At 60.5% G+C, this 26,679-nt stretch carries 26 protein-coding genes and 2 pseudogenes; 16 read left to right on the top strand and 12 right to left on the bottom strand.

Translation table 11 applies throughout. The features are described from left to right. Positions 1–208: 208 nt before the first annotated feature. From FGL65_RS17520 to FGL65_RS17505, 4 genes are all read left to right on the top strand, one after another. A complete protein-coding gene (locus tag FGL65_RS17520; RefSeq protein WP_147822531.1) occupies positions 209–934 on the top strand; it encodes a DUF4198 domain-containing protein in 726 nt (241 codons plus the stop codon). A gap of 75 nt (positions 935–1,009) precedes the next feature. Continuing rightward, on the top strand, positions 1,010–1,336 hold the full coding sequence (locus FGL65_RS17515; protein ID WP_250645535.1) for a hypothetical protein: 327 nt from the start codon (positions 1,010–1,012) through the stop codon (positions 1,334–1,336). 265 nt (positions 1,337–1,601) lie between these two features. Then, complete coding sequence (locus FGL65_RS17510) at positions 1,602–2,063, top strand: MarR family winged helix-turn-helix transcriptional regulator (RefSeq protein ID WP_147822530.1); 462 nt, start codon at positions 1,602–1,604, stop codon at positions 2,061–2,063. Positions 2,064–2,126: 63 nt separating this feature from the next. Further along, complete coding sequence (locus FGL65_RS17505) at positions 2,127–3,509, top strand: MATE family efflux transporter (protein ID WP_147822529.1); 1,383 nt, start codon at positions 2,127–2,129, stop codon at positions 3,507–3,509. A gap of 155 nt (positions 3,510–3,664) precedes the next feature. Here FGL65_RS17505 and bioD read toward each other — a convergent pair whose 3' ends face one another. Together bioD and bioA are read right to left on the bottom strand one after the other, a co-directional pair. Then, positions 3,665–4,252, bottom strand: a complete 588-nt coding sequence (gene bioD, locus FGL65_RS17500; RefSeq protein ID WP_147822528.1) for a dethiobiotin synthase — start codon at positions 4,250–4,252, stop codon at positions 3,665–3,667. 16 nt (positions 4,253–4,268) lie between these two features. Further along, positions 4,269–5,594, bottom strand: a complete 1,326-nt coding sequence (gene bioA, locus FGL65_RS17495) for an adenosylmethionine--8-amino-7-oxononanoate transaminase (protein ID WP_147822527.1) — start codon at positions 5,592–5,594, stop codon at positions 4,269–4,271. Positions 5,595–5,622: 28 nt separating this feature from the next. On the opposite strand from bioA, the gene bioF reads away from it, so the two are divergent. Genes bioF through FGL65_RS17480 form a run of 3 tightly spaced genes read left to right on the top strand, consistent with a single transcriptional unit; the run spans position 5,623 to position 8,142 of the window. Next, complete coding sequence (gene bioF, locus FGL65_RS17490; protein ID WP_187170447.1) at positions 5,623–6,798, top strand: 8-amino-7-oxononanoate synthase; 1,176 nt, start codon at positions 5,623–5,625, stop codon at positions 6,796–6,798. Beyond that, positions 6,795–7,388: an alpha/beta fold hydrolase gene (locus tag FGL65_RS17485; RefSeq protein WP_147822525.1), complete on the top strand. Its 594-nt coding sequence runs from the start codon at positions 6,795–6,797 to the stop codon at positions 7,386–7,388. The genes bioF and FGL65_RS17485 overlap by 4 nt, the downstream gene beginning before the upstream one ends. Beyond that, a complete protein-coding gene (locus tag FGL65_RS17480; RefSeq protein ID WP_187170446.1) occupies positions 7,363–8,142 on the top strand; it encodes a methyltransferase domain-containing protein in 780 nt (259 codons plus the stop codon). Before FGL65_RS17485 ends, FGL65_RS17480 begins: the two co-directional genes overlap by 26 nt. A gap of 34 nt (positions 8,143–8,176) precedes the next feature. On the opposite strand, the gene FGL65_RS17475 is transcribed toward FGL65_RS17480, so the two are convergent. Continuing rightward, positions 8,177–9,769 (bottom strand): hypothetical protein, encoded by a 1,593-nt coding sequence (locus FGL65_RS17475; RefSeq protein WP_147822523.1) that lies wholly within the window; start codon positions 9,767–9,769, stop codon positions 8,177–8,179. Between the two features lie 102 nt (positions 9,770–9,871). Here FGL65_RS17475 and FGL65_RS18350 point away from each other — a divergent pair, with 102 nt between their 5' ends. Beyond that, positions 9,872–10,009, top strand: a complete 138-nt coding sequence (locus FGL65_RS18350) for a hypothetical protein (protein ID WP_187170445.1) — start codon at positions 9,872–9,874, stop codon at positions 10,007–10,009. Here FGL65_RS18350 and FGL65_RS18605 read toward each other — a convergent pair. Both FGL65_RS18605 and pgm read right to left on the bottom strand, forming a co-directional pair. Beyond that, positions 10,006–10,866, bottom strand: a pseudogene (locus FGL65_RS18605) (methyl-accepting chemotaxis protein); the annotation flags it as partial. The gene FGL65_RS18350 and the pseudogene FGL65_RS18605 overlap by 4 nt on opposite strands. Before the next feature lie 712 nt (positions 10,867–11,578). Further along, positions 11,579–13,228: a phosphoglucomutase (alpha-D-glucose-1,6-bisphosphate-dependent) gene (gene pgm / locus FGL65_RS17465; RefSeq protein WP_147822521.1), complete on the bottom strand. Its 1,650-nt coding sequence runs from the start codon at positions 13,226–13,228 to the stop codon at positions 11,579–11,581. Between the two features lie 301 nt (positions 13,229–13,529). On the opposite strand from pgm, the gene FGL65_RS17460 reads away from it, so the two are divergent. Then, positions 13,530–15,458 carry a methyl-accepting chemotaxis protein gene (locus FGL65_RS17460; RefSeq protein ID WP_187170444.1) on the top strand — a complete coding sequence of 643 codons (1,929 nt, stop codon included), beginning with the start codon at positions 13,530–13,532 and terminating at the stop codon, positions 15,456–15,458. On the opposite strand, the gene FGL65_RS18685 is transcribed toward FGL65_RS17460, so the two are convergent. Continuing rightward, positions 15,455–16,120 (bottom strand): M48 family metallopeptidase, encoded by a 666-nt coding sequence (locus tag FGL65_RS18685; RefSeq protein ID WP_348981343.1) that lies wholly within the window; start codon positions 16,118–16,120, stop codon positions 15,455–15,457. The two genes, FGL65_RS17460 and FGL65_RS18685, sit on opposite strands and share 4 nt — an antisense overlap. Positions 16,121–16,144: 24 nt before the next feature. Further along, positions 16,145–16,566 (bottom strand): annotated as a pseudogene (locus tag FGL65_RS18680) (M48 family metallopeptidase); the annotation flags it as partial. A gap of 110 nt (positions 16,567–16,676) precedes the next feature. Here FGL65_RS18680 and FGL65_RS17450 point away from each other — a divergent pair. The 3 genes from FGL65_RS17450 (at position 16,677) to FGL65_RS17440 (ending at position 19,687) form a co-directional block, all read left to right on the top strand. Next, entirely contained in the window at positions 16,677–17,453 is a 777-nt protein-coding gene (locus FGL65_RS17450) for a Mut7-C RNAse domain-containing protein (protein WP_147822519.1), read from the top strand. A gap of 92 nt (positions 17,454–17,545) precedes the next feature. Next, the gene (locus FGL65_RS17445) at positions 17,546–18,400 is read left to right on the top strand and encodes a tetratricopeptide repeat protein (protein WP_147822518.1); all 855 of its coding nucleotides are present in this window, start codon (positions 17,546–17,548) and stop codon (positions 18,398–18,400) included. Positions 18,401–18,799: 399 nt separating this feature from the next. Continuing rightward, complete coding sequence (locus FGL65_RS17440; RefSeq protein ID WP_147822517.1) at positions 18,800–19,687, top strand: LysR substrate-binding domain-containing protein; 888 nt, start codon at positions 18,800–18,802, stop codon at positions 19,685–19,687. A gap of 50 nt (positions 19,688–19,737) precedes the next feature. Here the strand turns inward: FGL65_RS17440 and FGL65_RS17435 are convergent, their stop codons facing one another. After that, positions 19,738–20,133 carry a carboxymuconolactone decarboxylase family protein gene (locus tag FGL65_RS17435; protein ID WP_147822516.1) on the bottom strand — a complete coding sequence of 132 codons (396 nt, stop codon included), beginning with the start codon at positions 20,131–20,133 and terminating at the stop codon, positions 19,738–19,740. Between the two features lie 111 nt (positions 20,134–20,244). Between FGL65_RS17435 and FGL65_RS17430 the strand changes: the two genes are divergently transcribed. Further along, entirely contained in the window at positions 20,245–21,135 is an 891-nt protein-coding gene (locus tag FGL65_RS17430; RefSeq protein WP_147822515.1) for a LysR family transcriptional regulator, read from the top strand. On the opposite strand, the gene FGL65_RS17425 is transcribed toward FGL65_RS17430, so the two are convergent. Further along, the gene (locus FGL65_RS17425) at positions 21,098–21,352 is read right to left on the bottom strand and encodes a hypothetical protein (protein WP_147822514.1); all 255 of its coding nucleotides are present in this window, start codon (positions 21,350–21,352) and stop codon (positions 21,098–21,100) included. The two genes, FGL65_RS17430 and FGL65_RS17425, sit on opposite strands and share 38 nt — an antisense overlap. A gap of 151 nt (positions 21,353–21,503) precedes the next feature. On the opposite strand from FGL65_RS17425, the gene FGL65_RS17420 reads away from it, so the two are divergent. Together FGL65_RS17420 and FGL65_RS17415 are read left to right on the top strand one after the other, a co-directional pair. Beyond that, on the top strand, positions 21,504–22,421 hold the full coding sequence (locus FGL65_RS17420) for a LysR family transcriptional regulator (RefSeq protein ID WP_147822513.1): 918 nt from the start codon (positions 21,504–21,506) through the stop codon (positions 22,419–22,421). 112 nt (positions 22,422–22,533) lie between these two features. After that, positions 22,534–23,445, top strand: coding sequence for a LysR family transcriptional regulator (locus tag FGL65_RS17415; RefSeq protein WP_147822512.1), 912 nt, complete (start codon positions 22,534–22,536; stop codon positions 23,443–23,445). A 91-nt stretch (positions 23,446–23,536) separates the two neighbouring features. Here FGL65_RS17415 and FGL65_RS18345 read toward each other — a convergent pair whose 3' ends face one another. Beyond that, a complete protein-coding gene (locus FGL65_RS18345) occupies positions 23,537–23,704 on the bottom strand; it encodes a hypothetical protein (RefSeq protein ID WP_187170442.1) in 168 nt (55 codons plus the stop codon). A gap of 238 nt (positions 23,705–23,942) precedes the next feature. Beyond that, positions 23,943–24,113, bottom strand: a complete 171-nt coding sequence (locus tag FGL65_RS18340) for a hypothetical protein (RefSeq protein ID WP_187170441.1) — start codon at positions 24,111–24,113, stop codon at positions 23,943–23,945. A 112-nt stretch (positions 24,114–24,225) separates the two neighbouring features. Between FGL65_RS18340 and FGL65_RS17410 the strand changes: the two genes are divergently transcribed. Next, positions 24,226–25,137, top strand: coding sequence for a LysR family transcriptional regulator (locus tag FGL65_RS17410; protein WP_147822511.1), 912 nt, complete (start codon positions 24,226–24,228; stop codon positions 25,135–25,137). Between the two features lie 63 nt (positions 25,138–25,200). Here the strand turns inward: FGL65_RS17410 and FGL65_RS17405 are convergent, their stop codons facing one another. Further along, positions 25,201–26,562 (bottom strand): NAD-dependent succinate-semialdehyde dehydrogenase, encoded by a 1,362-nt coding sequence (locus FGL65_RS17405; RefSeq protein WP_147822510.1) that lies wholly within the window; start codon positions 26,560–26,562, stop codon positions 25,201–25,203. Positions 26,563–26,679 lie beyond the last annotated feature (117 nt).

The raw sequence follows: 26,679 nt of genomic DNA, 5'->3' as shown, positions 1-26,679 counted from the left end.
TGGTTCTGCACGGCGCGCTTTTTTCGTGGAATCGGGTCGGGAATTCCTGTTTCCCGAGAGGTTTCCTCAATCTTTTTCAACTCTTCGTATAGATTCCCCCTTAGAGGGATACGGTTTTTCTTGACACCCCTGTGCGGCGTCCGTAATACATGCGGCTGTCTATTTGAAAATGAATTTCTTTTTCAACTACAAAAAGGAGTACCCACTCATGTTGAAACGGCATGTATTCATCTGCTCTCTTCTGTTGATCCTCTTTGCCGCCACCGCGGCCCAAGCCCACGACATGTGGCTTGAAAAGAAGGGCGACAAGGTGCACCTGCTTTACGGCCATCCGGGTCATACCGATCCGTATCCCCTTTCCCGCATCATGGCCCTGAAAGGCATCACGGGCAATGCCTGGACCGTGGCTCTGGAGCCGGTGGAGTGCAAGGGCGAGGCCTTTGCCTGGCTCAATGACGAGTACGCCATGCTCACCGTCGATTTCGACAACCGGTATTGGTACAACACCGAAGAGGACGGCTGGCGCAATTTCAATTTCCCGCAGGAAGTGCGCGGCACCATCCTCGACGAGGGCCTTTCCTTCAAGAATTCCAAGGAAATCGTGTCCTGGAAGCCGTTCATGAACAAGCCCGTGGGCCAGCGCGTCGAGATCGTGCCGCTCAAGGACCCCACCACCCTGAAGCAGGGCGACACCCTGCCGGTGATGCTCTACTATGAAGGCAAGCCCATGCCCGCAGCGGGCGCTCGCGTTTCCGGCACCTCGGATTCAAGCATCGAGCACCCCGAACTGCTGGAGCTGAAGAATGGCAAGCCGGTCAACGTCAAGATCGGCCCGGCCGGCCGCCAGATCATCATCGGCAAGTATGAAAAGCGCCTGGATGACACCCATCGCGTCTGGTACGCCTTCTCCCTGACCTTCACCACCAAGAAATAAGGAACGACACAGGCGCTGGAAATCCGCTGAACCGGGTTTCCGGCGCTGTTGTTTGCTTCCGCCTGGAGAACTACCATGATCAAGACCATGAAGATGCTTCCCGTGCTGGCCCTGCTGGCCTGCCTGCTCGTTCCTGTCTCGGCCTCGGCCCATTCGGCCCTGTGCTCCTGCCTGGACAACGGCGACGGCACGGTCACCTGCGAGGGCGGTTTCTCGGACGGCTCCTCGGCCAAGGGCGTGCGCGTGTTCGTACGTGACGCCTCGGATACCACGGTGGCGCGGGGCAAGATGAACGAGGACAGTGAGTTCACCTTTGACAAGCCCGAGGGCGACTATACGGTCATCTTCGATGCCGGCCCCGGGCACCAGGTCGAAGTCAAAAGCTCTGATATCGTAGAGTAGCAACTGTCCATGTTCACCCGTTTACGGCGTCGCTGAATATGGGTCCTCGCGCATGAATGTATGCGCGAGGGCTTTTAATCTGAGTGGGTGAGGCCTCGTTTTATGATTACGGTTTATGCGGATAGCGCCGTCCACGACCGCAGTCTTGAAGACTCGCCTTGCCCTGGATGCCGTTTTTACCTTGGATTTGGGGCTGGGCCTGGAGCAAGGACTTCATTCGGAGTAATGGCTTGACAGTGGCGTATAGCGGCTATACGGTTCCGGCATGTTGGTTTGTAGCAAGGAAGAATCCGGTGTCAGTTACCAGCTGTTGCGCGTGGCGTGGCTGCTCTTTGATTATGACAAGAAGACTCATTTCTATGGGACTGATAAACGTTTGTTCGAAGCCGAGATCCATCTGATCGTCGCGATCAAGGAGAATCCGGGATTTCACGTGGCGGCCCTGGCCCAGAAGTTCGGCGTCACCAAGGGGGCCGTTTCCCAGCTTGTCCAGAAGTTGCAGAAAAAAGGGATGGTGACCAAGCAAAGCGACCCGGACAACCAGTCGAAGGTCTTGTTGCGTCTGACCACGAAGGGGCAGACCGCTTATTCGACGCATGCAAGTTTCCATCGCGAATTTGATGAGAAGGTCAACAAGTTGTTGGAGGAAGAATCGGAGGATCACGTTCTGTTTCTCAAACGCTTTCTGAGCACGATGGCGCAGGATATCGAATCCCGAGAAGAATAATTTTTTACCCAAAGCGTATAGCTACTATACGCTTTGCCTCATTAACCGACCAGGGAGAATTCCATGAGCGAAAAAGACAAAAGAATTAGACTGTTGAGTGAGGGGAAGGTTTCGACAGTCCTCCTGAAGCTAGGGCTTCCGACCATCATAGGCATGCTGATTTCGGCTTTGTATAATGTTGTGGACGCGTACTTCATCAGTTGGCTCGGCCCCAGCCAGATGGCGGCGGTTTCCATTGTTTTTCCGGTCGTGCAGGTTGTCATTGGTTTGGGGCTGACATTTGGAACCGGAGCCGCGTCATGCATCTCCCGCTACATGGGAGACGGCAACATGTTCGCCGCGAACAAAACCGCTTCTTCCGCCATTTTTTCCAGCATTGCCGCCGGGGCTGCCATTACAATCGTCTCCTTGTTTTTTTGTGAGGAACTATTGATAGCCTTGGGTGCCTCGGAAACAATTTTGCCGTATGCCAAAAGCTATTTTACTGTCTATATGCTGTTTGCCACGGTCGGTGTCTGCTATATAGCAATGAATAATGTGGTCATCTCTGAAGGCGCGGCAAGAATGTCGATGCTTGTCATGTTGTTGGGCGGAATTTTGAACATACTATTGGACCCTGTTTTCATCTTCATGTTCAGATTGGGAGTTTATGGTGCAGCTGTTGCAACTGTCATCTCTCAAATTTCCATGCTTGCGATTTTCATTTGGTATTTTTCCAGCTCCAGGGCAAATGTTGAAATAGCGCCACGTCATATAGCTTTTGAAAAAAAAGTATATCTCGATGTGCTCAAGATAGGCCTTCCAATGTTCGCTTTTCAGCTGCTTTCAGGTGTTTCAATGGGAATGACGAATACGGCGATCAGCGAATATGGCGACGCAGCTGTGGCCAGTATCGGAATCGCATTGAGAATATTGGCTTTGGTGTCGTATGTTATTTTTGGATTTGTCAAAGGGTTTCAGCCGTTGGCGGGATACAGCTATGGGGCCGGCAATTATGGTCGTCTCAAGGAATCCACGGCCGCCGCGCTCAAATGGACAGGGGGGTATTGTGCTGTCGTGGCGCTGTCGCTCTGCTTTTTTAATCACGAAATTATGGGACTTTTCAGCCACGGTGATATGAACATCGTGCAAATAGGCGGAAGCGTTCTCCTGTGCAACGGGGCCGTTTTTATATTGTTTGGATTTTTTATGGTCTATTCGACGCTTTTCCTGGCTCTGGGAAAGGCCAGGGAAGGAATGATTCTGAACTTGAGCAGGCAAGGGATCTTTTTTATCCCGGCGATCCTGACCTTACCCGGAATATTTGGAATGGATGGTGTGATCTATAGCCAGCCTGTGGCTGAGGTTCTGTCTTTTGCCCTTGCGTTTTTGTTGTTCATCCCGTTGAAGAGGGCCCTTGATGGGCACGCCGGGGCCACCGCCTTTGCACCGGACCATGGAGTATGACCAGCTGGTTGAGGAATGCATTGGCAGTGAATCTTGATTAGGTTGGAAAGTTCAATCCGATGCCGTCCATGACGCGAGGACGACACGGCAAAGCCGCCGCCAAAAGGGGGCTCGGGGGAAACTCTTTCGAGTGAAAGGGGTTCCCCCGCTTCTTTTTACAGGGAACCGAACACCCAGCGGATGGAGCCGGGCATGAGGTGGGCGAGCATGGCGTGGTTGCGCTCGCGGTTGGTCTCGTCCTGGGCGAAATGGTTGTTGAGGGCAAAGCCCTTGAACGGGATGCCGCTCGTGGCCAGGAAGTGTCCGTTGAGCTGGGCGTCGCTCAGGCAGCCGAGCGCGTTGGGCACCACTATCACGGTCTCCAGGCCGCAGAGCTCAGCGATCTCGTAGCTCCGGCGCTTCTTGTCCAGGGGCACGAGCAGGCCGCCCGCGCCTTCCACCAGCAGCACGTCGCAGTCGCGCACCTTGTTGATGGCGTCCAGCACCCCGTCCAGGGGGAAAGTCTCCCACAGGAAACAGGGGGCCACGGGCTCCTCGCCCGTGAACAGCACGCGCGCGTCGTCCTCGGAAAGCCCCGCGTGGCGGCGTACGAAGGCCGCGTCGTCGTCGGCCGGGTATCCGGTCTGCACGGGTTTGATGTACTTGACGCGCTTGCCCTGGCGCGAGAGTTCGCGGGCCAGCCATGCGCTGAAATGGGTCTTGCCGATTTCGGTTCCGGTTCCGGAGATGTAGAGCTTTTCCATTCTGATTGCCTCGGGATTAATCCAGCACGGCCCGGACGGACTCGCGGGCGATGTCCACCAGGGTTTCGATTTCGGTTTCGGTGATGACGTAGGGTGGCAGGAAGTAGAGGATGTCGCCGAGGTTGCGCAGGAGCGCGCCTCGCTTGACGGCCTCGCGGTAGATCCGGAATCCGGTGCGTTGCTTCCAGTCGAACGGGTCCCTGGTGGCGGGGTCGGCCACCAGCTCCACGGCGCAGATGAACCCGGTGGAGCGGATTTCGCCCACGTTCGCGTGCCCGTGGAACCGGTCTTCCACGCAGGCGCGTAGATGCTCGTGCTTGGGCCGGTTGACGTTGATGACGTCTTCGTCGCGGAAGATGTCCATGACTTCGCAGGCCACGGCGCAGGCCAGGGGATTGCCCGTGTAGCTGTGGCTGTGCATGAAGGCCTTGAGTTCGGTGTAGTCCGCGTAATAGGCCTCATAAATATTGTCGTTGGTCAGCACCACGGAGAGCGGCAGGGTGCCCGAGGTGATGCCCTTGGACAGGCAGACGAAGTCCGCGCAGACGTTGGCCTGCTCGGCCGCGAACATGGTGCCGGTGCGGCCGAAGCCTGTGGCGATTTCGTCGAGGATAAGGTGCGCGTTGTGGGCCTCGGTGCAGGCGCGCAGCTTTTTGAGATACACGGGCGGGTACATCTTGAAGCCGCCCGCGAACTGCACCAGCGGCTCGGCCACGACTGCCGAGAGCGAGTCTGCGTTTTCGGCCACGGCCCGCTCCATGTGCTCGAAGCAGGGCGCGTCGCAGGATTCACGGTGTTCGCCGTAGGGACAGCGATAGCAGTCCGGCCCCTGCACGCGGATGTTCTGCGGCATGATGGGGCCGTAGAGATTGGTGTACAGCTCCTCCCCGCACAGGGAGAGCGCGCCCAGGGTTTCACCGTGGTAGCCGCTGTCCAGGGCGATGAATTTGGTCTTTTCCAGGCGGCCCGTGTTGTGCCAGTATCCGTAGCTCATTTTCATGGCCGCCTCCACTGCCGCGGATCCGTTGTCCGCGAAGAAGACGCGGGTCAGTTCGGGCGGGGTCAGGGCCATGAGCCTTTCGGCCAGTTCCTCGGCCGGGGAGTGGGTGGTCCCCGCGAAGATGACGTGGTCCAGGGTGTCGGCCTGGCGCTTGAGGGCGGCCATGAGCCTCGGGTTGCAGTGCCCGAAGAGGTTGACCCACCAGGACGAGACCGCGTCGATGTACGAATTGCCCTCCGGGTCGAAAAGATATATGCCTTGAGCGCTCTGAACATTGATGAGGGGGTGATCCTCCACATCCTTCATCTGGGTGCACGGATGCCAGATCGTGTGCCTGTCCATTGAAATTCCTTTTACTTAATCATTTGAAATGAAAGCACTTTGGTTGAAAAAGCGTATGACGGCGAGTCTGGAAGACCTTAGGGCAGACGCGCGCTTTCGTCAAACCCCGGGCCTGGACCGCGGTGCTGACCGTATGCTCGAGTGCGGGGGAAGGCAATACCTCAACCTGGCGTCCAACAACTATCTCGGCTTGGCCGGGCATCCGCAGGTGAAGCGGGCCGCCATGGAGGCGGTGGAGCTATACGGCGCGTCCAGCGGGGCCTCGCGGCTTATCACCGGCACCTATTCCCTGTATGACCGGCTGGAGACCGAACTGGCCGGATTCAAGGGCTGCGAAGACGCCCTGGTGCTGGGCTCGGGCTATGCGGCCAACCTGGCCATTGTTTCCGCACTGGCCGACAGGCATGCCGTGGTCTTCTCGGACCGGCTCAATCACGCCAGCATCGTGGACGGCATCAGACTCTCCGGCGCAAGACAGGTGCGCTACCGCCACAACGACATGGACCACCTCCGCGCCTGCTTGGAACAGTACAGGGAGGCCGAACGCAAACTGCTGGTCACGGACACGGTCTTCAGCATGGACGGCGACGTGGCCGACCTGGGGGCCATTATCGAACTGTGCCGGGAGCATGACGTGGCCGTCGTGGTGGACGAGGCCCACGGCGCGGGCATATTCGGCGGCGGGCGGGGCTTGGCCCACGAGCTGGGCCTGACCAAGGAAATCGACGTGCACATGGGCACTTTGGGCAAGGCTTTGGGCGCGCATGGGGCCTATGTAACCGGTGACCGGACGCTTACCGATTGGCTGCGCAATACCGCCCGGCCGTTCATTTTTTCCACGGCCTTGCCCCCGGCTGCGGTGGGCGCGGCCTTGGCCGCCGTTCAACTGATCGGTGAATCGCCGGACATGGGCCGCACCGTGCTGGACATGGCCGAACGCCTTCGCAGCCATTGCCGGGCAGCGGGGCTCGATACCGGAGAATCCGCGACGCAGATCGTGCCCGTCATCCTCGGTTCCAACGAGCGGGCCCTGCGCGGCCAGGAAATCCTGCGTGAACGGGGCGTCTGGGCCGGGGCCGTGCGGCCGCCCACGGTGCCCAAGGGCAGCGCCCGGTTGCGCCTCTGCCTGCGGGCCGATCTCACGGATCAGGACATGATTCTGCTGGAAAGCGCACTGGAATCGCTGGCGGAGGAATTGGCATGAGTCTGACCTTTGTTTCCGGGTGGGCGGGGTATCCCGAGCTTTACCCGGGCCTGGCAAAGCGGGCCGAGTTTCTGCTGCCCTTCGTGGGCATGGACGAGCGTACCATCGTGCGGCAGTTGCAGCGGGGCGGGGACACGCTCATGGCCTGGTCCACGGGCGCGCACATGGTGCTCAAGTACTGGCGGGCCATCGAGCCCCATTTCGGGCGCATTGTCCTGGCGGCCCCGTTTCTCGATTTTACCTCCTTTACCCCGGAGCGGGTGGTCCGGCTCATGCTACGCCAGTTCGGCAAGGACCCCGGGGCCGTGCTGCACCAGTTTCTGAAGAACTGCGGCTGCCCGCGCACGGTCGCCTGCGATCCCGCCCATGCGGAGCCCCTGGCCCAAGGATTGCGCTATCTCCTGGAGTCCCGCGCCCATCCCGCGCACAGCGGCGGGCACAAGGTGGTCCTGGTTCACGGCCAGCATGACCGCATTGTTGCCCCCGAGGCCTCGGAGGACATTCTGCAACACCTGCACGGCGCGCGGTTCCTGGCCCTGCCGTGCGGTCACTGGATACCCGAAAATGAGCTTTTCGTCCTGCTTGACTAAGGAACGCATCAGCCGGAGTTTCGACCGCGCCCACGCCAGCTATGTGCGGTATGCCTCGGTGCAGGCCGAGGCGGCGCGGGCCTGTGCGGATCTGATTCCCCCCGGCCGGTACGGCTCGATCCTGGAGATCGGCGCGGGCGGCGGCGTGCTCACCCACCCGGCGGCCCGGCGGTTCGGCCATGACCGCTACGTGGCCGTGGACATAGCCCCGCGCATGCTGGAATCCATTGATGTCTCCCAGCTGGACAATCCCGAGCTGGTGGTGGCGGACGGCGAACACCTCGATTTCGAGCCGGGCGCCTTCGACCTGCTGCTTAGTTCCTCCACCATGCAGTGGTACGCACACCCCGGCGAATCCATCCCGGCCAACCTGGGACTGTTGCGGCCGGGAGGCCGGTTTTCCCTGTCCATCTTCGTGCGGGGCTCCCTGTGCGAGCTGGCCGAAGCCTGCGCGGCCACGGGATTCGGCTCCATGCTGTCCATGCGCCCGGCCGGATACTACGTGAGCCTGTTGGAGGGTATGGACGGACTGCGTTTCCAATGGGAGGTGCGGGAGCACGTCAGCGTGCACGGCTCGGTGCGCGAGTTCCTTAAGGCGCACCAGGCCACCGGGGCCACGGCCACGCAACGGAAAAAACCGGCGCGCCCCAAGGCGTACCGGGAATTTATCCGTTTCTACGAAACCCGCTTCAGCGTGCCCGGCGGCGTGCGGGCCACGTCGCAGGTGCTGCATCTCTGGGGGCAACGGCTTTAGACCGTTCATCCCGTCTGGAGCTGCGCGGCCCTGATCAATCCCCGATTTCCAGGGTCATGCGGCACCGGGGGCGCTGCAGGATGTCGAATCCCATGGCAAACATGGTTTGTCGGCCTTTGAGGATGGTTTCGTTGCCTTTCTCGAGGACGGGCGCGGCTGCGGCCCGCGTCTGACCGATCCAGTTCAGGACGCTTTCCCTGGTCACCCAGTTGCCCATGTCCTGGGGAGTTTTCTCGGCCCAGGCCCGTATCCGGGCCAGGACATCCACCGCATCCAGCACCTGTGGTTGTTGCGGATACCAGACGCCGAGGACGTTTTCCAGGTACCGGCCCTGTGGATTCGCAGCGTAGAGGCGGACGGAATTCACCCCGGCCATCTGCGCGACAGGAGCCAGTCTGTCCAGGGTGAAGGCGGCGGTCTTCTCCTTGCCCAGGTTCACCATGGTTTGCCCCCATATTTTTTCCTGCTTCTGCGGCGATGTCACGCCGAGATATTGAAGCATGCCGTAGGCTTCTCCTGTGCCGTCCATATCGGCCCGTTTGGCTTCCGGGTACAGGCTGAAGGCCCCGTCCTCGGCAACATAGTAATTATCGAAACGGAAGCGGATGAACGCCTCCATGAGTTTTTCCGCCTCTGTCCTGTCCTGGGCGGAGACATGCCGCCACAGGTAACGGGTCAGGAACCGGAATCCCCGGTCATTGATCATGATCCATTCGTGCAATTCGTCCAGGTCGTCGGGCTGGGGCGTGGACAGGCAGTCCAGGGCGGACCGAATGAGCTGCTGATGATGCCTGAGGGGATATTCGGCGTGGAGGTCGTTGCCTTCAAAGTCGACGAACATCTTGATCACCTTTTCGCTGTCCGTGAGCGAACCTCCGTCGACCTGGGTGTTGTCTCCCCTCCAGCGCGAGCCCCACAGGCCGGTTTCGGGACTCTGGTCTTCATAGAACCAGCCGTACAGGGCCTGTTTCCACTCCGGAGCAAAGGAACGGATGCCGAGCCGCTCGCATTGCTCCACCAGGGCGTTCAATTCGGCCACGCATACGTACGGTGTCTTGAACATGGCCCCGACCCGGCCCACATGCGAGGCGTCGTCCAGGAATGCGCGAAGTTTTTCCGGGGTGTCTATGTCATCAAAAAAGGCCAAGTTGTGGTTCAGGGCGAACTGTTCACCTGCTTCGCGGGAAAGATCCTCGATGAATTCGATCATGTTGGCTGTAGGACCTATATAGGTGAACAGCGGGAACCCACTGGTCATGAAGGCGCCTGTTTCCGGATTCTGCAGCGAGCGGTAGAATTCGAGTTTTTGCTTGGCGGTGTCGAATTTCGGCGTCTTGATCAAGCCCCGGCCTGTTTCCAATTGGTGCTCAAGGGCGTCCAATATCGAAAACGCCGTGAGATAGTTGCCCTGGTCGAGGTGATAGGCCGCCCCGAGCATTTGAAATTCGAACTCCGAAAGATAGTAGCCCTCGGCCTTTCTGGCTTCGTTGAGCCTGAAGATGGTTCCTACCTGGCTCTTGGTGCGGTAAGCGGCATAGCCCCCGGCAACCAGCAAAAGCAGAACGACTCCGGTAAGAATGAATGCGGTATACTTGAGAACAGTGTGGGATTTTGCTGTGTGAGGCATGGAGACTCCGAAGTGTATGTGAGGTGGATTACTGCATTGTAGGAGAATGAGTATAGGCAGGCAATAGCCGCTTTATAAAAAAGTATTTTGCCTGCTCCGGCCATGTCCACGCAACGGAAAAACCCGGTGCGCCCCAAGGCGTACCGGGAATTTATCCGTTTCTTCGAAGCCCGCTTCAGCGTGCCCGGCGGCGTGCGGGCCACGTCGCAGGTGCTGCATCTCTGGGGGCAACGGCTTTAGAACCGTTCGAAATCCTCCTCTCCATGGGGCAGGGCCTGCACCGGGGCCTGGACCGCTACCGTGTGCCGCCGTTGGTGCCCATTGACCCTGAAGTAGCTGATTTCCCGTTCCAGCAGGGCGGCCTGGGAGGCCAGTTCCTCCGCGGTGGAGGCCAGTTCCTCCGCAGAGGAGGCGTTCTGCTGCACCACGCCGTCCATCTGGCCGATGGCCTGGGTGATGATGTCCGTGCCGCTTCGCTGCTCGTCGCTGGATGAGGATATCTCCTGCAGCAGGTCCGCAGTCTGGGTAATTTCCGGCACCATTCGTTCCAGAACCGATCCCGCCTCCCTGGCCACATCCATGCTCCGGGCCGAGAGCTCGCTGATTTCCACTGCCGCCTGGCCGCTTCGTTCGGCCAGCTTGCGCACCTCTGCGGCGACAACGGCAAATCCCTTGCCGTGCTCTCCCGCGCGGGCCGCCTCAATGGCCGCGTTGAGCGCCAGCAGGTTGGTCTGTCGGGCGATTTCCTCGATGATGGATATCTTTTCGGCAATGACGGTCATGGCGCTGACGGTTTCGGTGACGGCCTTGCCGCCCCGTTCCGCCTCGGATGCCGCGCGCACGGCGATGTCTGCGGTCTTCCGGGCCGTGTCCGCGTTGCTGAGGATGTTGGCCGACATCTGTTCCATGGAAGCGTTGGTTTCCTCCACGGACGCGGCCTGTTCCGTGGTCCCCTGGGCCATGGACTGCGAGGACGCGGACAGGGCTCCGCTGCCGGAGGCCACGTTGGTGGAGGCCTCCATGATGTGGCCGATGACCTCCCGGAGTTTGTCGCCCATGGTGTTGATCACGGAGCCGAGCTCCTCAAATTCGTCTTTCACCGCATGCTTGTAGATATTGCAGTCGCGGCAATCGAGCCCCTTGATGGCCTTGGGACAGTGCGGGTCCGCATTGAAGGAGCCCGCTTCCACCCAGCAGTAGGAATCCTTGCCGTAGGAGCGGCATTCCGGCTTGTTGCATCCGGCGATATTGCCGCAGTTGATGGCCTTGCCCATGGGAATGTAGTCCACTGCCAGGTTGCCGAGATTGAACTCCTTGAGCACGTTGGCCACGCGCATGATGGCGTGGCTGAGGAATCCCGCCAGGTAGAAGCTCGAGGCCGTTCCCGCCAGGAGGAAGGCGGCTGCGGCCGCGATGGACCATGTCTTGAGCGAGGAAATGTTTTCCCCGACTTGGCGCGCGAGCTCCGCAGTGGCCGTGTCTTGCCCTGCCGCCGCAAGGAGCGGTGCGATCTGCCCCGCCTTCCAGTACAGGATGGCGATCATTCCGGCCGCGGTAAGGCCCGTCAGGCCGGTTCCGAGAAGTTTGATCTTGTTTCCCGTTTTCATGTGCTGCCCCCCAAAGGTTTGGCTTGATTGTCTCCGCCGTTGCTATCCCTCCATTCTCCTATTGCACGAAGAGGAATGGAGAGGAATTAGAAAGGCGACGGAAAAGGGAGGTAATAACAGGAAACGGGGTTTGTGCCCTGTGCAAAAAAAAGGCGCCGGGTTCATGCCCGGCGCCTTGTTGGATGCGTGCGCGTTTGCTTGCTCAGCAGCCCGAGGCCTTGAAGGCCGCGTTGACGATCTCCTGTGCCTGCGCCTGGATGGTCTTGAGATGGGCCAGGCCGATGAAGCTTTCCGCGTAGATCTTGTAGATTTCCTCGGTGCCGGACGGACGGGCCGCGAACCAGCCGTTCTTGGTGGTCACCTTGAGGCCGCCGATGGGGGCGTCGTTGCCCGGCGCGTTGGTCAGGATGGCCTCGATGCGTTCCCCCGCCAGGGAATCCGCAGTGATCATGTCCGGGGTCAGGACCTTGAAGGCCGCTTTCTGCTCGTTGGTGGCCGGGGCGTCCGTGCGCTCGTAGACGGGCGAACCGTGGCGTTCCACCAGGGCCTGGTAGTGCTCGCCCGGGTCGCGTCCTGTCTGGGCCGTGATCTCCGCGGCCAGCAGGTCCATGATGATGCCGTCCTTGTCCGTGGTCCAGACGCTGCCGTCGCGGCGGGCGAAGCTGGCTCCTGCGGATTCCTCGCCGCCGAAGGTGCAGCGGCCCGCGAGCATTTCGTTGGCGAACCATTTGAATCCCACGGGCACCTCGAAGAGCGGATGCCCCAGTTCCTTGGCCACCCGGTCGATCATGGAGCTGGAGACCAGGGTCTTGCCGATGGCGCAGTCCTTGCCCCAGCCCGTGCGGGTGCGGAACAGGTAGTCCGCGGCCACGGCCAGGTAGTGGTTGGGATTGAGCAGGCTCGAGCTGCTGGTGACGATGCCGTGCCGGTCCGCGTCCGGGTCGTTGCCGAAGGCGATGTCGTAAATGTCCTTGTGCTTGATGAGCGAGGCCATGGCGTGCCGGGACGAGCAGTCCATGCGGATCTTGCCGTCCTTGTCCACGGTCATGAAGGAGAACGTGGGGTCGATGCGGTGGTTGGCCAGGACCAGGTCCAGCTCGTAGGTGTCGGCGATGGGGTCCCAGAAGCCGATGCTCGCGCCGCCCATGGGGTCCACCCCGATGCGCAGTCCTTCCGCGCTGATGGCGTCCATGTCCAGGATGTTCCGCAGGTCGCGCACATAGGGCATGACAAAGTCGTAATGGGTGACGCAGTCGGCGTGGATGGCCTTTTCAAAGGGGATGCGCTTGATGCCCTTGGTGCCCTTTTTCAGGATCTCGTTGGCCCGGTCCTGGATGACCTGGGTGATGGACGTGTCCGCCGGGCCGCCCTGGGGCGGGTTGTACTTGAATCCGCCGTACTTGGGCGGGTTGTGCGAAGGGGTGATGACCACGCCGTCGGCAAGGCTCGTGTTGTTCTGGTTCCAGGTCAGGATGGCGTGGGAGATGACCGGGGTGGGCGTGTAGCCCCGGTCCTGCTGGATGTGCACGGCCACGTCGTTGGCGGCGAAGACCTCCAGGGCAGTGGCCAGCGCCGGCTCGGACAGGGCGTGGGTATCCATGCCCATGAACAGCGGTCCCGTGATCTTGTTCTTTTTCCTGTATTCGCAGATGGACTGGCACACGGCCAGGATGTGCGGCTCGTTGAAGCTGCCGTTCAGGGAGGAGCCCCGGTGGCCGGAGGTGCCGAAGGCAATGCCCTGGGCCGGATCTTCCGGGTCGGGGGTCGTCAGATAATAGGCAGCGACCAGTCTGGGGATGTTTTCCAGCAGGCGCTGGGGGGCCAGCTTTCCGGCCAGTTCGTGTAGGGCCATGGTTGCCTCCGTTGAAAAAAAGTGCTGCGTGTTCAGCGCATTCCGTCCGAGAGTATGGACGATTATCAGCCTAGCGGCAAGAAACTGTTTCGCACAATGATTACAATAAAGATCTTTACAGAAGTTGAATCGAAATTTTAAGCAGTTCATGGTCAAATCAGAAAAATCTCCGCATTGCCCGGCGCACGGCGCAGTGCGGCATGGACCTGGCTTCGGGAGGGCCTCGGGTTCATGAAACCGGTTGGCCGTCCAATCAGCCATGAGGGAGGCTGCATTGCCAGGCACGGCCCAAGGAGTTGTCATGGTACTGAATGTTTTTCGGAAGAAGCTCGCGGCCATGATCATCGTGCCGGTGGTCCTGGTGATCATGGCAGGCGTGAGCGCCCTTGTGATCTACGTATCCGATTCCTCGTATCAGATGGTGCTCAGGAATGAGACCCGGGCCGCAGCCAGCCTCTCCGAGACGGTGGCCGAATCCCTGGGCCTGTACATCAAGGGCCTGGAGGTCGAGGTGGACATGCTGGCCGAGCAGCAGAGCCTGCGCGACGCCTTTGGCGGATACGACTCCCGCGCCCTGGAACTCATGGGCAAAACAGTGCGTGACTCCGAGGACATCTGGGGCATCCTCCTGTTCGATGCCCGAGGGGATATCGTCGCGAGCCTCAAGTCCGACGGCAGAAGCATCGGCAACTTCAACGTGGCCGACAGGGACTATGCCCGGGCCGTTCTCGCCAACGGCAGGACCTTTGTGGCCAAGACCGTGCTCCAGCCCAAGGACGGGAGCGACAGCCTGGTCTTTGCCGTGGCCAAGGGCGTCTACAACAACCAGGGCAAGCTCCTGGGGGGCGTGGCCATGTTCCCCCGATGGAGCTCGTTCACTTCCAAGTTCATCGACCCCTTCACCATCGGGGAAATGGGCTACGGTTTCATCCTGGATTCCGCCGGGCGGTTCATCCACCATCCCAGGAACCGGGACCTGATTCTCAAGGACTACAGCGGCGAGGACTTTGTTCGCCAGGCCCTGAACCGCAAGGACGGGGAGCTTTTTTACGACTGGAAGGGCGATGCCAAGGTCATGACCTTCACCACCGAGCCCCACACCGGTTGGGTCGTGTGCATGAGCGCCTATGAAGGCGACCTGGCCTCGGCCGCCGTAACCCAGCGCAACGTGCTCATGGGCGTGGGCGCGGCCATCGCGCTTCTGGCCATCGGCCTGATTTTCTGGGTGGTGCGCACCTTTGTGCTGCGGCCGGTCAGGGAAGGGGTGGCCTTTGCCGGGGCCATGGCCGCCGGGGACCTGACCCGGGAGATCGCCGAGGTGAGCCGCAACGAATTCGGCCTGCTGGTCAACGCCCTGAACAACATGGTGGGCAAGCTCCGCGACATCGTCTCCGGAGTGCTCAGCGCCTCGGAAAACGTGGCCGCCGGAAGCGAGCAACTCAATGCCGCTGCCGAGCGCATTTCCCAGGGAGCCACGGAACAGGCCGCATCCGTGGAGGAAATATCCGCCTCCATGGAGCAGATGACCCAGAACATCCGCAGGAGCATGGTCGTGGCCGAAGAGACCTACACCATGATCAGCAAGACCGCCTCCGACGTGGTGGAGGGCGGTCAGGCCGTGGATGAAACCGTGGAGGCCATGCGCAATATCGCCGAAAAGATCGCGGTCATTGAGGAGATCGCCCGCCAGACCAACCTGTTGGCCCTGAACGCGGCCATTGAGGCGGCCCGGGCCGGGGAGCACGGCAAGGGATTCGCCGTGGTGGCCTCGGAGGTGCGCAAGCTGGCCGAACACAGCGGCGCGGCCGCAGCGGAGATCGGCGCCTTGTCCGCCTCCAGCCTGGGGGTCGCGGAAAAGGCCGGCGGCATGTTCAAGTCCATTGTTGACGAGATCCAGAGCAACGCAGAAAAGATGCAGGAGGTGGCCGCCAGCAGCCGCGAACAGGTGCACGAGGCCGAGAACATCTCGGGCGCGGCCAGCCAGCTGGAATCCGTGGTGCAGCAAAACGCCTCGGCCTCCGAGGAGCTGGCCTCCACGGCCCAGGAACTCTCGGGACAGGCCGAGGAACTGGTCAGCACCATGTCCTTCTTCTCGGTGGACCGGGTCATGGGCGGCAACGGCCATGGCAATGGACAGGGAATCGGTACTGTCCGCCGGGTGGCGGTGGCCCGCACCAGCCCCAGGTCCCTGCCTGCGGCGCGGGCGGACAGCGAGTTTGAAACCTTCTAGACCCGGCGCAGGGCCCGGATGCGCTGCAGCACGGGCGGGTGCCCGTACTCCAGCCAGACCGTGAGCCAGTGTGGCGTCAGGTTGGAAAGACTGTTGGCCGAAAGCCTTTTCAGGGCGATCACGAGCTGTTCGTGGTCGCCCGTTGTTTTGGCGGCAAAGGCGTCGGCCTCGAATTCGTGCTTGCGGCTCACCCGGTTGGCGAGCAGGGAAAGGACCATGGAGACCGGCGTGTAGAGCAGGCCGAAGAAGACCAGCCCCGCATAGGTGCTCATCTGCTGCATGCCGAAGGCGTCGAACAGCCCCTGGTTGCCCAGGAACAGACTGAGCAGGTAGAAGACCGCCCCGGTCTTGAGCACCATGGTCAGGAGCTGTTTTTTGATGTGTCCCAGCTTGCCGTGGCCCACCTCGTGGGCCAGCACGGCCAGGAGCTCGTCCGCGGTGTGGTTTTCCAGGAGGGTGTCGAACAGGGCGATGCGCTTGGTTTTGCCGAAGCCCGTGAAAAAGGCGTTGGCCTTGGTGGAGCGCTTGGAGCCGTCCATGACGAAGATTCCCGACACGGTGTAGCCCTGTCCCGCGGCGTAGGCCTCGATTTTCTGCTTGAGCTCGCCGTCCTGCAACGGCGTGAACTTGTTGAACTGGGGCAGGATCCATTGCGGGGCCACATAGGTCAGCAGCAGGCTGAAGCCCACGGTGATCCCCCAGCACCATGCCCATGCCCAGGCCCCGGCGGCCTGGAAGAACCACAGCACGGCGCCCAGCAGCAGCCCCCCGATGATTCCGGCCAGGACCACTCCCTTGATCTTGTCGGCCAGGAAGGTTTGCCAGGTGGTGGTGTTGAACCCAAAACGGTTTTCCAGGACAAAGGTGTGGTATATGTCGAAGGGAAGCTCCACCATGCCGCTGATCATTCCCAGGGCCGCGAAATAGAGCAGCCCGGTGGGAATGGGGCCCAGGCCCGCGGAGCGCACGGCCAGGTCCAGGAGGTTGAAGCCCCCAGCAGGATGAAGGCCAGGGCCAGGGCCGTGTTCACGGTCTCGTTCACGTCCGTGAATTTCATGTTGGCCCGCGCGTATTCCTGGCTCCTGGCGTAGCGGTCGGCATCCAGCACGTCCCGGAATTCCTCGGGCAGGTCCGGATTCAGGGCCCGTGCATTGAGCCGGCGGGCCGCGAAGTGGAGCGCATAGACCCCCAGGAGCGAAACCAGTATGATGAGCAGATATGCGTTCACGCGAAGTGTCCTTTGATTCAGATGCAAGCGCAGAATTGCGTTTTGCGGGGGAGCTTGCCCCTCTTGTGCGCCGGTCCGGCCATGATGGAATGGTACGCTATCCGGTGCGGCGCAGGGCGTCAATAAAGGACGTGGTCGAGGCCCTGGGCGTGCCGCATACCGAAATCTACGGCGTCCGCGTGGAAGGGCGCGAGGCGCATTGGGACCACCTGCTCGCGCCCGGAGCGTCCGTGATGCTGCTGCCCGCCGAGCCTCCGGTGGACCCGACACGGCCCACTTCATTGCGCCCCCATGCCCTGCCCCGATTGCGTTTCGTGGTGGACGAGAATGTTGCCGGGCTGGCCCTGCTGCTGCGGGCCCTGGGATTCGACGCTGCCTATGACCGCACCTGGGACGATGAAGCCGTTGCCGACCTGGCCAGCCGGGAGCGGCGGTTCGTGCTCAGCCGCGACAGGGGGCTGCTTAAGCGGGGTGCGGTACAGTGGGGGCGGCTTGTGCGCAGCCAGGACCCGGACGGCCAGCTGGCCGAGGTCGTGGCCCTGCTGGGCATCACCGAGGCTCCCGCGCCTTTTCTGCGTTGCCTGCGGTGCAATGCGCTTACCGAGCCCGTGGACAAGGAGCTGATTTTGCACCGCCTGGAGCCCAAGACCAGGAAATATTTCAATGAATTCAGACTGTGCCGGGAGTGTAATCGTATTTACTGGCGCGGCTCCCACCACGGCCACCTGCTCTACAGGCTGGAGGCGGCAGGGGTCAAAATTGGCTGAAGCCCTTGGTATTCGTGGCGATTTATCATTGTCTCCTTGATAAAACGGTTTTACTGTATTAGCCTCGGAGTCGAGAAGGGATTGGAGAGACAATGAGTGTAAGTGCAAAGACAATCCGTGAAGATATAGCCCGCGCCCGTGCCTATGCGGCCAAAAACAACTACCTGAAGACCTTGGCGGCTCTGGCCCGGGCACTCCAGGCACTGAACGGCAGCCAGGTTTTCGGTCGGGAAAAGTTCGAAGTCCAGGCTCTGCTTGAAGAGGCGTTCCGGGATCTCAACGGAATGCAGATGATCCAGAAGCTGTTCCCCAAGGGCATCAACTATGCGCGCGGCAAGGAAAAGACCGCCTACATCACCCTGAAGCGGCTGCATGAAAAGTTGGAAGAGGCCATGGAGAAATCCAAGCTGGCCCGCCAGCGCAAGCGCCTGTCCGTGCTGGACGACAACCTCATCAAGGCCCAGGAACTGATCAAGAAGGGTGACGCCCTGGAGGGGCGCAAGATTTTCCGCAAGGCCTCGGAATACTATACCGACATCGACGGGTTGGATTCCGATATCGGCAATAGGCTGCTCATGGGCGGGCTGCCGGGCGAAGCCGTGGAATATTTCAAGAAGGCCCTGGACAAGTATGCCTCGGATCAACGGGCCCACAACGGGCTGATCATGGCCTTTGAGGCCATGGGCGAGATGGAGAAGGCCGCCGAGGCCATCAAGGACGCCATGCGCCGCCTGGGGGGCACCGAAAGCCTCATGTTCAAGCTGGCCAAGATCAGCCTGGAGCGGCGCGACTGGACCGAGGCGTACAACAACGCCAAGTCCGTGCTGGAACGCAATCCCCTGAACACCGAGGCGGCCAAGATCGTCAAGCAGGTGGAACCCCGCATTTTCGGCTCTTCGGGACGCAAGCCCGGCAAGAAGGGCGGCCCCATCAATCTCGATTTTTAACCAAAGACGTCTTGAAACGGTTTGGGCCGCAAGTGGCTGCAAACCGCTCATGCCGCGTTGCTGAAGCAAAAATATCACTCGACGTAGCGCTGTCACGCCTGCGTTTGGCTTTTATGCAGCAACGCGGCAGGCGTGCGCTTATGGACTGCCTGACGTAGAAAGGCCCGCTACCACATGGTAACGGGCCTCTTTTCCGACCGGGTCGCAACACCACCAGACAATGTGCCGGGACCACCCCGGCTTCATTTTTCTTCCTTATTCAGGAAGCCGGTCGAAATTTTATAGTCTCTTGTCAAGGTGAGGGGTCGTGTTCCCCTCGCGTGAGTCGTTTCTCCTCCAACTTGACTCAGATGTCCAATATATATTTACACCATGATTGATATTCTGTAGATATCAATCATGGAACTGAGACACTTGAAGTACTTTGTTGCCGTGGCCGAGGAGCTGCATTTCGGGCGGGCCGCCCGGCGGCTGCATATTGCCCAGCCGCCCCTGAGCCAGCAGATCCGCCAACTGGAGGACGAGCTGGGGATCAGACTTCTTGAGCGCACCAGCCGCAAGGTCGGGCTGACCTCGGAGGGAGAGCTCTTCCTGGACGAGGCGCGCAAGGTCCTGGCCGGGCTGGACCGGGCCGTGGAGCGCGTGCGGAACATGGCCCATGGCGGGGAAGGCAACCTGTCCATTGGTTTTCTGGGGCCCGCCGCCCTCAGTGTGCTGCCCGAAGCCATCCGGGAGTTCCGGGAGCAGAACCCCGGCATCCGCCTGGACCTGACCTCGGCCTCCACCCGCGACCAGCTGCGCATGCTGCGTTCGGGCCGTATCGACGTTGCCTTCATGCGGCTCTTCGGCCACGACGCCAGCGAGTTCCGGACCCGCTTGTTCGTCAGCGATACCTACATGCTGGCCGTTCCCGAGGGACACCGGTTTTCGGCCCTGGAATCCGTGCCCCTTTCCGAGCTCAGGGACGAGCCGCTCATTCTCTATCCCCGCCATCTGGAGCCGCAGCTTTTCGACGCCACCATCGCCTGTTTCCATCAGGCCGGGTTCAGCCCGAACATTGTCCAGGAGGCCAACACCGAACAGACCTCCATGGCCCTGGTGGCCGCCGGGCTGGGTTGCGCCCTGGTGGCCCGATTTTCGCGCAAGAGCCGGTTGCGGGGCGTTTCCTTTGTTCCGGTGGTGGGCGAGCTCCCCTCCTGGGAGATCACCATGGGCTGGTCCGAAGCGGCCGAGGGGCCCATTCTCGACCGCTTTTTCGAGGTCATCGAGCGCTACCGCCGCGTCTAGCCGGGGGATGGAAAACGCACGCTTTGGACCGCACGGCGGGTGCGGAGTTCCTATTCTTGATTGCCTTTGAGCAGACCCCGTTCCACGAAAACCTCCTTGGCCGCGAAAATGCCGTTGAGCGCGGCGGGGAAGCCCGCGTAGGCGGACATCTGGATCATGACCTCGATGATCTCCCGCCAGGTGCAGCCCACGTTCAGGGCCGCGTGCGTGTGCACCTTGAGCTGCGGGGCGGCGTTGCCCAGGGCGGTCAGGGCGGCCACCGTGGCAATCTCCCGTTCCTTGAGCGTCAGGCCGGGCCGGGAATAGATTTCGCCGAAACCGAATTCGATCATGTAGGTCGCCAGGTCCGGGGCCACGTCCTCGAGCGCCTCCATGACCGCCTTGGCCGCATGGCCGTCCACTTCCCTGAGTTTTTCCAAGCCTCGTTCATACCGTTCATTGGTCATTGCATTTCTCCTTGCATGGGTTGATGCAAAACTGTATCTCGTGGATTTAGATATATGTACAATATATTTTAGAACAGGACTGAATACCTTTGAGGTATAGGCGGGGTGTGAATGGAACTGAGACAGCTGAAATATTTCCTGGCAGTGGCCGAAGAGGCGAGCTTTACCCGGGCTGCCGAACGGGTGCATATCGCTCAGCCGCCCCTGAGCCGCCAGATCAAGAACCTGGAAGAGGAGCTCGGGGTCAGGCTTTTCGTGCGCGAGAGGCACGGTGTCAGTCTCACGGCGGAAGGCAAGTATCTCCTGGGGGTTGCCGAGGAGGTGCTGCATAAGCTCGATATTGCGAAAACTTCTCTGGAAGGCATGCGCGAGGGCAGGATCGGGCGGCTTGCCATCGGTTTCATACCGGCTGCCACGCAAAGCCAGTTCCCCCAGGTGATCAAACGCTTTAAGGACAAGTATCCTGAAATCACCATCGAGCTTGCAGAGTTCAACAGCCGCAACATGCGCCACCTGCTGCACGACGGCAGCCTGGATATAGCTCTTGTGCGTAGCTGCGGCATGGACAGGGAGTTTGAGTCATTCCCGTTCTTACGCGAGCCGTATGTGCTGGCCGTTCCCAGGGGACACGCCCTGGACGGAAGGGGCATGGCCAGCCTCGGGGAACTTGACGGCGAGCCCATGGTGTTTTTCGAACGCAGCGGGCATCCCGGGATTTACGATGAAATCCTCGGTACGTTCAGCCGGCTGGGCGCCACGCCGGAAATAGTACAGAACGCGCGGACCAAACAGACGACCCTGGCTCTGGTTGCCGCCGGAGTGGGGTTCGCCCTGGTTCCGGCCATGAGCAGCAGGCTTTGCGGCCATGAGGTTTCCTTTGTTCCCATCGATCCCGCGGACAACCTCATGGAAGTGCGCATTTCACTGATCTGGAAACAGGGTGCGTCCCCGCTTGTGGCGAATTTCATTGACGAGGCCAAGAAACTTTCTCAGCGGTCATAGGTCCCGCTGTTGAAACCGTTGTCGCCTGCACGTTGTCGGTTACGATATTCTTGAGTTCGCACATGCCCAGCATGGCCATGCAGATGGACCCGAGCAGGACCAGGGCCCGCAGGGTGTTGGCTGCATCGTATCCCGGGTCCTTGCGGCCGGTTGCGCCGGAGTTTCTGCGAATTTCCTCGTAAACGCGCTTTTCCAGTTCATACAGGCTGTCATTCATGGTCATTCTCCCGGCTTGTCTGAATATATGATGAAACTTGCAAACCTCTTTTCCTGCTAGTATGACCAGGAAAAACGATATGTCCAATACATATAAAATCAGAAGTCGATATCTTTTTCGTATCGAGAAGGTCGTTTAAAGAGGGAATGCCATGGAACTCAGGCAACTCAGGTATTTCATTGCCGTGGCCGAGGAATTGCATTTCGGGCGCGCCGCCGAGAAGCTGTACATAGCCCAGCCGCCGCTGAGCCAGCAGATCAAGAAGCTGGAGGAGGAGATGGGCGTGCTGCTGTTCGACCGCTCCAACCGCCGGGTGCGGCTGACTCCGGAGGGGCGCAAGTTCCTGTGCGTGGCGCGCAATACCCTGGAGAATCTCAGTTGCGGGGTGGAGCAGGTCAAGCGCATGGCCCGGGGCGAGATCGGCAGGCTTCGGGTGGGGTTCATCAATTCCGCTTCCCAGTCCAAGCTGCCGGGGGTGGTGGCCGAATTCCGCAGGCTGCACCCGGGCATTACCCTGGATATCCGCGAGATGCATTCCCACCTTCAGCGCGCAGCCGTGCTCGAGGGAGAGTTGGATGCCGGTCTGGTGCACAGCTGTTGCGCCAATATGGCGGGGTTCGACTGGCTGACCTTTCTGAGCGAAGAGTATGTGCTGGCCGTGCACGAGGATCATCCCATCGCCCGGCAGGAGAGTTCCCGGGACGAGGATCTGCACGGCGAGGATCTGATCATGTTCCCGCGCGAGTTTTATCCCGCCTCCTACGACAAGACCATTGCCCGGTTCCACAACAAGGGCATTCAGCCCAACATCGTGCAGGAGGCCGGAACCCACCAGACCAAGCTGGCCCTCATTTCGGCAGGCATGGGAGTTGGCTTTGTGCCCCAGCGCATGCAGCGGGCCTGCCCGCCCGGCGTGAGGCTCATTCCGCATCTATGGGGCGAGCACAAGGGGACCAGCGACGTCAAGCTGATCTGGAGGGATGGGGAGGTTCCCCCTGCGCTGGCCTGTTTCATCGAGGTGATGAAGGCCCACTGCCAGGAAGGCAAGACCTGCCATATCTGCGGCTGATCCGGGTTCAATACGCTTTTCGTTATTCAGCGAGACGAAAACTGTATTGTGCATTTAGTGGTGTTTTGAGGTATCAGGCCTTCAGTAGTATCACCTCAACCTCTCGTGCTCCATGGAACTCAGACAGCTTCGATATTTCTTGGCAGTGGCGGATGAAGAGCATTTTGGCCGTGCGGCTGAAAAGCTTGGTATGGCCCAGCCTCCGATTAGCCAGCAGATCAAGAGGCTGGAAGAGGAGATGGGGGTCCAGCTTTTCATGCGTACCAGCCGCAAGGTGGAGTTGACCAAGGAAGGTCGGGCTTTTGCCGGTACAGTGCGCAAGACCATTTCCGACATGGAAGAGGGGGTGAACAAGGTGCGCATGATGGCCCGGGGAGAAAAAGCCAGGCTGCGCGTGGGATTCATCGCCTCGGCAGCCCACTCTGATTTTCCAAAGATGGTGGCTTACTTCCGTCGGCGGCATCCCGAAATCATATTGGATCTGCGTGAGATGCACTCCCTTCAGCAGTACGATGCCCTTGTCAGGGGAGAGCTGGATGCCGGGGTGATGCAGTTTTTCCAGAGTCAAATCTCCGGGTTCGAAAGTCATTCCTTCTGGAAGGATCCCTATATGCTTGCCGTGCGCGAGCGGCATCCTCTGGCATCCGTTCCGGTTGCGGACATATCCATGCTGCATGGGCAGGATTTCATCATGTATCCCCGTGACCACCATCCCACAACCTACGACACCATCATCGCCCGGTTCGAGCGGGCCGGAGTCATCCCCAACATCGTGCAGGAATCGGAAACCCTGCAGACCAAGCTGGCGCTTATTGCCACGGGAATGGGGGTGGGTCTGGTGCCGCGCAGGATGCAGCAGGTTTGTCCGGCCAACGTTGTCATGCTTCCCTTCGACTGGAAGGATGAGCCGCTTGTAAGTGAGTTGCGCTTGGCCTGGAAGTATTCGGGGCAGACCTGCGCCCAGATGAGTTTTTTCAAGGTCATCAAGGAATTCGGCAGGAGTTGTGCCTGTACCAATTCATGACCCCGAAACGGGGCTGTGCAAGTGAAAAGGCCCGGTCCATTGGACCGGGCCTTTTCGTGCATGTTTGAAAAATCCGTTGGAGTGAATTTTTCTAGAAAGACAGGGGCAACATGAACACGGCCAGTACGGCCAGGGTGGCGATGCGCAGGCCCACGCCGATGGCGGTGGCCTGAACGCTTTCCAGCCGGGTGTGGCTGGAGGCGTTGTCGCGGATTTCCTGCTCAATGTTGTTTTGCAGTTCAAAGAGACTATATTGCATGGTGGTGGCTCCTCATTTATGCCTTTCGGCGTCGTGTTGGAACTCCGTCTAGGTTCGGTATGCGAAAGAGTCCAATACAATTTTTATTCAATTCTAATACGAAAAAGATATTAATTGCTCGTTCCGTAAAATTTGCTGCGTTATTTTCTTTGTTTTTTTCGTATCGACACCGTTTTTTTCCTCCTTGCAAGGACCGAAAAGCCTCTTTTCCGGGGCCCGGACAGGGGGCTTTTGCCTGCTAGACCATGGCCGGGATGGCAAACGCCAGCACGATGGTCAGGATGACCGCGGCCCTGGCGAAAGTGGCCAGGTCCATGCCCGGGGCCGGACGCTCTTCAGCGGAAAAGCGTGCATTGGCGTGTATTTCCCGAAGCATTTCCTTCTCGACATCATACCATGTATAGTGCATAGGGACCTCCATGTTTGGATGCGCCTTTTCCGGCGCGTTTGGTCCAATTATGGCCAGGGAATATGGTTTGTCCAATACGGATTGAATTCTATTCTGAGACGAAAAAAATATTATGGAACTCCGACAACTGCGTTATTTCATCGCCGTGGCCGAGGAAAAGCACTTTGGCCGGGCCGCCGACAGGCTGCATATGGCCCAGCCTCCATTGAGCCAGCAGATCAAGAAGCTGGAGGAAGACCTGGGCGTCATGCTTTTCAACCGCACCAAGCGGAGCGTGAAGCTGACCCGCGAGGGCCTCCAGTTCCTGACCGTTGCCCGCAACACGCTGGATACGCTCAATTCGGGCACCGAACAGATCCGCATGATGGCCCGTGGCGAGATCGGCAAGCTGCGCATCGGGTTCATCAATTCCGCGTCCCAGTCCAACTTTCCGGATGCGGTGGCCGAGTTTCGGAAGAAGCATCCGAGCATCACCCTGGACATCCAGGATATCCATTCGGACAAATCCCTTGCCCTGCTCCGGGTCGACGAGCTGGACGCCTGTATCGTGCAGGGAGGCACCGCCGATTTCAGGGATCTGGAGTGGATGACCTTCATGCTCGATCCCTATGTCCTGGCCCTGCGCGAGGACCACAAGCTGGCCAAGTGCAGCCATGTGGGGTTCGCGGCCCTGCACAGCGAGACCCTGATCATGCCGCCGCGCGAGTGCTATCCGGAAACCTGGACCGCCATCATGCATATGTTTGAGGAGCGGGGCGCCACCCCGAGCATTGTGCAGGAGGCGGACACGCATCAGACCCGCCTGGCCCTGGTGGCTGCGGGCATGGGGGTGAGCTTCGTGCCCCTGCGCATGGAGCAGTCCTGCCCCCGCAGCGTGAAGATGATGCCGTTCCGCTGGCCCCAGGATCCTCCCATGAGCGAGCTGCGCCTGGTCTGGCGGCGCGGGGACGACTCCCTGGCCCTGTCCCTGTTCATCGAGGTCATGAAGCGCTTCGCGCACTCCGAAGGGAGCTGCGGACTGTAGCGTATGTTTCGGAAATGAAGAAGGCGGCCCTGACGGCCGCCTTTTTTATATGCTGATGGCGGCCTATCCGGCCACCGTGGTCTTGACGTTCACGAATTCTCGTATTCCCCAGGCGGCCAGCTCCCGGCCGTAGCCCGAGGCCTTGATGCCGCCGAAGGGCAGCAACGGCGTGCTGCTCACCAGGGCGTTGACGAACACGCTCCCGGCCTTGATGCGCGCGGCCATCTCCAGTCCCTTTTCCCGGTCGGAGGTCCAGACGGAGCCGCCCAGGCCGTAGGGGGTGGCGTTGGCCAGATCAATGGCTTCTTGCTCGCAGAAAACCTTGAACACGAGGGCCACCGGGCCGAACAGTTCCTCCTGCGCCACTGGGGCGTGGGAGGGAACGTCGGTGATGATGGTGGGCGGATAGAACGCGCCCGGGCCGTCTGGGATGCCGCCGCCCAGCACCAGTGTGCCTCCGGCTGCGATGCAGCGGTCCACCTGGTCCTGCAGCTCGGCTCGCAGAGTCTCGGTGGCCATGGGGCCCATGTAGGTTTCCGGATCCGCGGGATCGCCCACTCTGAGGGCTTCCATCCCCTTTTTCATGCGCGCGACGAATTCGTCGTACACCGAATCCATGACAATGAAGCGCTTGGCCGCGATGCAGGCCTGGCCCGTGTTCTTGCAGCGCGAGCACACGGCCACCTGCACGGCCTTGTCCAGGTCCGCATCCTCCAGCACCACGAAGGGATCGCTGCCGCCCAGCTCCATGACCGAGCGCTTGAGATGCCTGCCCGCCAGGGAGGCCACGTTGCGCCCAGCGGCGTCGCTGCCCGTGAGGCAGACGCCGGCGACCGAGTCGTGGGCCAGCACGTTTTCCACCTGCCCGGCCCCGATCATCAGGGTGCGAAAGACATTGTGGGGCAGGCCCGCCTGGGCCAGCACCCGTTCAATGGACAGGGCGCACTGGGGCACGTTCGACGCGTGTTTGAGCACCATGGCGTTCCCGGCCATGAGCGAGGGCGCAGCAATGCGGAAGACCTGCCAGAACGGGAAATTCCAGGGCATGACCGCCAGCACGGTGCCCAGCGGTTCATAGGAGACAAAGGCCTTGCTGCCCACGCCGTCCACGGGTTCCGGGGCGAGATAATGCCCCGCGTTGTCCGCGTAGTGGTCGCAGACCAGGGCGGATTTGTCGATCTCCAGCCGTCCCTGGGTGACGGGCTTGCCCATTTCCAGGGCCATGAGGTCGGCCAGCTCCACGCGTTTTTCCCTGAGGATCTCCGCGGTCCTGCGCAGGATGGCGGCGCGTTCGGACAGGGAGGTGGCGCTCCACGGTTTCCATGCGGCGGCCACGTCATCCAGGGCCCCGCGGGTCTGGTCCTCGGACCATTCGTCAAAGGTTTCCACCACCTGGCCGGTGGCGGGATTCATACTCTGTATCATGGGGGTGTCTCAGGCCCTGCGGCCTTGTCATTCTGTATTCGGTTGTCTCTCCCGGCGCGCATTCCGCAAAGAACGCACCGATCCGGCCCGTTTTGCGGGCAGTATGGCGAGGGACGT

The organism is Salidesulfovibrio onnuriiensis (genome assembly GCF_008001235.1).
Classification (GTDB): Bacteria; Desulfobacterota; Desulfovibrionia; order Desulfovibrionales; family Desulfovibrionaceae; genus Pseudodesulfovibrio; species Pseudodesulfovibrio onnuriiensis.
This window is presented reverse-complemented; position numbering and strand designations above follow the sequence as displayed.